This is a genomic window from Streptomyces sp. NPDC059900 (genome assembly GCF_050270335.1).
Classification (GTDB): domain Bacteria; phylum Actinomycetota; class Actinomycetes; order Streptomycetales; family Streptomycetaceae; genus Streptomyces.
Map to the genome: position 1 here is coordinate 1 of NZ_JBNNJZ010000733.1, position 3,554 is coordinate 3,554.

Here is a 3,554-nt window from a genome sequence, read left to right on the forward strand (position 1 = left end):
GGGTAGGACTGCTCCAGTCCGCTGGCCATGGCCTCGCGCGACTCCAGGACTCCCGCACCTTGCTGGTCGTTGAGGATCATGCCGGGGCTTCCCCACAGATCGGCCGCGGCCTGAGAGTCGTACGAGGAGAGGGTGTTGGCGTAGCGGGTGAGGTAGGCGTCGAGTTCGGCTGCGATGTCGTTCATGAAACCCACCGTAGGCATGAACGCCGTCACAACGGTGGCGGCGTTTGTTGGCGTTCGGGCGACGGTGCCAGGGCTGCGGTGAGCGTGGAGAAGGCGCTCTGCGCGCTGGCCGAGCTGAACGGTCCCACCGCCACCAGCGCGGCGAGCAGGGCAGACACCTCACCCGGCGGCAGGGGTACATGCAGATCGTGACTCCGCGCGCTGATCCGATATCCACCACGCAGACCCGTGACCACTTCGAGTGGAATCCCCGCTTGGCGCAGCCGAGCCGCGTCACGTTCGATCGTGCGAGGGCTGCCCCCCACGACGTCCGCCAGCTGACGCACTGTCGTCAACTTCGGATGCCGAGCTCTCAAGCGCTCGATGACGGCCCGCCGGCTTCGACAAAACGATCTACAAGCGCAGAAACGAAGTCGAGCGCACGATCAACGCCCTCAAGTACTGCCGGGCCGTGGCCACGAGGTTCGACAAGCGTGTCTGCGTATTCCAGGGCGCCGTGACTGTCGCAGCGATCCGGCTCTGGCTCCGGGGGTAGATCCATTATCCCGGTGCGGCGAGGCGTCTGTCACCGTCCTCCGGAATGATCTTTACGTCCGTTTTGTACCTCTAGGCTTGCGGTCGGACCCAAAGTATTGATCTGGCCTGGGAGTTGAGAGTGGCGCACGACGTTGCCGCGCTGGCGGTGGAACTCACGGACGTGGCTGCGGCCGATCACAAGTCCGCTGTCCGTGCGAACAGCGATGATCCCGCCGAGCAGCTGGCGTGGCGGCGGCTGACCGCTCGGCACGGTGACCGGCTGGGCGAGATCATGGAGGAGTACGGCTGGCCGACGGCGGAACTGGTCGGCGAGGAGGCCGCACGCGCGGCATGGCTGATCGCTCAGCACGCCGACCGGCAGCTCGACGTTCAGCGTCGCGCCCTCCAGTTGATGCAGCAGGCGGTGTCGGCAGGCTCGGCCAGCCCGCGCGAGCTGGCCTTTATGCGCGACCGCACGCTGGTCAATGAGGGCCGCAAGCAGGTGTACGGAACTCAGATCGCCGACGTGAAGGATGGGGCGCCGGTTCCGTGGCCCTGTGAAGACCCCGAGCGGAGGGACGACCTCCGTGCGGAAGTCGGCATCGAGCCCTTCGACGAGTACGTCGCCAAGTTCTCCATGGTCTGACGCCCCCTTCCCGGTCGCGTCCGGTGGATCACTGCCAGGGCTCACCTGCTGCGGGCAATGATCCGCCGGACAGGCCCTGGACATGCGGGAGGCACGGCCTGGTTGCCGCCCTGCCGCGGTCAGGCGGCCTCGGTGACGTCGTCCTGCTGCTGCGCGGGCGAGAGCGCCGGGCCGACACGTGACGTGACGGCCGGCAGGCCGGTGGCGGTGCCTTCCACTATGGCGTCCGCGGCACGCATCGCCTCGAAGATATTGGTGGTGCCCGTCATGATGCAGAGCGTGTAAGCGTGGTCCTCTCGTGCACGGGCATTCTCGGGCGTCGAATGACGCTCGTCATCGATGGCAGCGTCGGCGTATCGCGCCAATGCCCGTCGAAGTTCGGCAGGCGTGGGAAGCAGCACCGTCATCTCCTTGCGCATCAGGAGCCTCTGACAGTCGAGGCCTTTGCTGTCCCATGTGCCCCGAAACTGCGGTCCTACGGCAGGGATTTGGCCGTTCTCCAGAAGCTTTTCGGCCCGCCCGCGCCCTCGCAATAACCAAGGACTGTCCGGACTGTCTGACTCCGCTCACGGACCCATTTCTGGGTACACGCAGATCATGCGAACCCATCTGGCCGATCTGGCTGCGTCCAGTTCCGCTCCTGTGCTGCTGGCCGTGATCATTTTCGGGGTGGTCAGCGTCTACCTCGCGGGACGCAGGTGGACTCTTGCCGAGGAGCCGACCGGGGAGGGTTCTTCTGCTGTCCCGGGAAGCGTGCACGGCCTGAACTCCGACGTGGAACTGCCGCGTTGACGCCGTACCGCGCCACGACGTGCCTTCGGGGATCCGGGCTCCCCGGATCCCCGAAAAGTACTTCGCTCACGTGCCCTGCCGCCGTCAGCGCGGCAGCAGCGGTCCGAGCGGTCCCAGGTCGATGTTGAGGTCCTCGGGGCCGAGGTCATAGCGCTCGCGCAGTTCGGCCATCCGGTCCTCCAGCAGCATCAAGGTGAGACCGATCCGCTCCTCCTGGTCCTCCGACAGATCCCCCGTGTCGAAGCGGCGTACGGCCTGACGTTCCATCAACTGCCGCAGCAGCTCCACGATGGTCAGCACGAGCTTCATCAAATCGCGTTCCACGGTGTCGGGATCGATCTTGACGTGTCCGGACCGCCGCTCTGCCGGGGTGCCGGAAGGGGCCGCGCCACAGGCATCACAAGGGGCGTTCTCGCCGGACGCCGAGGCGTCGGCCGGACGGCTGGCTTCGTCGGGTGTGCTCACGGCAGGTCTTCCCACGGGGAGGGTACGTTCTCGTTCACGGAGCTGATCAGGGCATTGAGGTCGATCCGCACGAGGTCCACGTCCGCGATGCGCAGAGTGAGGTCCCCCACGAGGACGACACCGCCGGCGAGCAGACGATCGAGCAGATCGACCAGTGCGATCTCCCGCCGTTCGACGACGGTCATCGCCCGCCCCCTGCCGCGGTCTGCGCCTCGGAGCGTTCTTGGGGCGGCGTGGAGAAGGAGTAGGCGGCCCAGGGGCCGGTCAGCTCCACACGCAGGCCGGGCGCCCGGTCCGCCTGGCCGTTGACCAGTTCCACGAAGGTCCCCGACACCGAGCGGCTCACCAGGTAGGCCGCGTTGAGCACATTGCGGCCCGGGGAACTGCTCAGCTCGGAACTCTGCGGAGGGTGGAGGCGCGTGTCGTCGGCGTGCTGCGCCAACGCGTCGTGCAGCTCCTGCGCGAAGCCCTCCGCCCGGCGCCAGGCGTCATCCCGGCCCGCCCGTTCGGTCCGCAGCCGCCGCAGGTAGTCGCGGCCGGAGCCCGAGGCGAGCGAGTCGGACGAGAGACGGTCGCGCAGTCCGCTGCCCGAGCCGGACGCGGCGCTGACTGCGCCGTCCTGACCGGCCGAGGGAGCCTCCACATAGACCTTCACGCCCCATTCGACGCGATCGCGCAGGCGCTCGAGCGAGGCCCGGAAACGCTCGGCCTCGGCTTGCAGCATGGACCGTACGCCGTCGTCGTCGTGGAACACCGTGGCCAGGCGCAGGGGCAGGGGACTGGTGGCCGAGGCCAGTGCGGCGATCACCGCCTGATGCGCGCGGGCGGTCTCGGAGAGCCAGTCCAGGTTCTCCAGATTGCGGCGCAGCGCCTTCTCGGTGAACTGCTCGGCCGGCACGTCGCCGACGACGGCGGTCAGGCAGGCGTGATGGATCTTGAGTGTTGCTGAT

Annotated in this window: 8 protein-coding genes and 1 pseudogene; 3 read left to right on the top strand and 6 right to left on the bottom strand. The window is 67.6% G+C overall.

Going from position 1 to position 3,554, the window contains the following annotated elements; genetic code table 11:
- A partial coding sequence (locus ACQKIP_RS42900; protein ID WP_427745497.1) for a hypothetical protein occupies window positions 1–185 on the bottom strand: 185 nt, incomplete at its 3' end.
- A gap of 26 nt (window positions 186–211) precedes the next feature.
- Window positions 212–511, bottom strand: coding sequence for a hypothetical protein (locus tag ACQKIP_RS42905; protein ID WP_365862131.1), 300 nt, complete (start codon window positions 509–511; stop codon window positions 212–214).
- A 41-nt stretch (window positions 512–552) separates the two neighbouring features.
- Here ACQKIP_RS42905 and ACQKIP_RS42910 point away from each other — a divergent pair.
- Both ACQKIP_RS42910 and ACQKIP_RS42915 read left to right on the top strand, forming a co-directional pair.
- Window positions 553–720: pseudogene (locus ACQKIP_RS42910) on the top strand (IS5/IS1182 family transposase); the annotation flags it as partial.
- A gap of 120 nt (window positions 721–840) precedes the next feature.
- On the top strand, window positions 841–1,347 hold the full coding sequence (locus tag ACQKIP_RS42915) for a DUF6624 domain-containing protein (protein WP_427745498.1): 507 nt from the start codon (window positions 841–843) through the stop codon (window positions 1,345–1,347).
- Between the two features lie 119 nt (window positions 1,348–1,466).
- Here ACQKIP_RS42915 and ACQKIP_RS42920 read toward each other — a convergent pair whose 3' ends face one another.
- Window positions 1,467–1,766 carry a DUF5133 domain-containing protein gene (locus tag ACQKIP_RS42920; RefSeq protein WP_365862128.1) on the bottom strand — a complete coding sequence of 100 codons (300 nt, stop codon included), beginning with the start codon at window positions 1,764–1,766 and terminating at the stop codon, window positions 1,467–1,469.
- Window positions 1,767–1,944: 178 nt separating this feature from the next.
- Here ACQKIP_RS42920 and ACQKIP_RS42925 point away from each other — a divergent pair, with 178 nt between their 5' ends.
- Window positions 1,945–2,139: a hypothetical protein gene (locus ACQKIP_RS42925; RefSeq protein ID WP_365862127.1), complete on the top strand. Its 195-nt coding sequence runs from the start codon at window positions 1,945–1,947 to the stop codon at window positions 2,137–2,139.
- Between the two features lie 84 nt (window positions 2,140–2,223).
- Here the strand turns inward: ACQKIP_RS42925 and ACQKIP_RS42930 are convergent, their stop codons facing one another.
- From ACQKIP_RS42930 to ACQKIP_RS42940, 3 genes are all read right to left on the bottom strand, one after another.
- The gene (locus tag ACQKIP_RS42930; protein WP_427745501.1) at window positions 2,224–2,448 is read right to left on the bottom strand and encodes a gas vesicle protein K; all 225 of its coding nucleotides are present in this window, start codon (window positions 2,446–2,448) and stop codon (window positions 2,224–2,226) included.
- Between the two features lie 152 nt (window positions 2,449–2,600).
- Window positions 2,601–2,789, bottom strand: coding sequence for a gas vesicle protein (locus tag ACQKIP_RS42935; RefSeq protein ID WP_361191545.1), 189 nt, complete (start codon window positions 2,787–2,789; stop codon window positions 2,601–2,603).
- The coding region (locus ACQKIP_RS42940; RefSeq protein WP_427745500.1) for a GvpL/GvpF family gas vesicle protein at window positions 2,786–3,554 on the bottom strand (769 nt) is incomplete at its 5' end. The genes ACQKIP_RS42935 and ACQKIP_RS42940, both read right to left, overlap by 4 nt.

Bases quoted from the DNA above. Each gene is read 5' to 3' on its own strand.
- ACQKIP_RS42920 (WP_365862128.1), bottom strand. From the start codon at position 1,766: ATGCGCAAGGAGATGACGGTGCTGCTTCCCACGCCTGCCGAACTTCGA.
- ACQKIP_RS42925 (WP_365862127.1), top strand. From the start codon at position 1,945: ATGCGAACCCATCTGGCCGATCTGGCTGCGTCCAGTTCCGCTCCTGTG.
- ACQKIP_RS42930 (WP_427745501.1), bottom strand. From the start codon at position 2,448: ATGAAGCTCGTGCTGACCATCGTGGAGCTGCTGCGGCAGTTGATGGAA.
- ACQKIP_RS42935 (WP_361191545.1), bottom strand. From the start codon at position 2,789: ATGACCGTCGTCGAACGGCGGGAGATCGCACTGGTCGATCTGCTCGAT.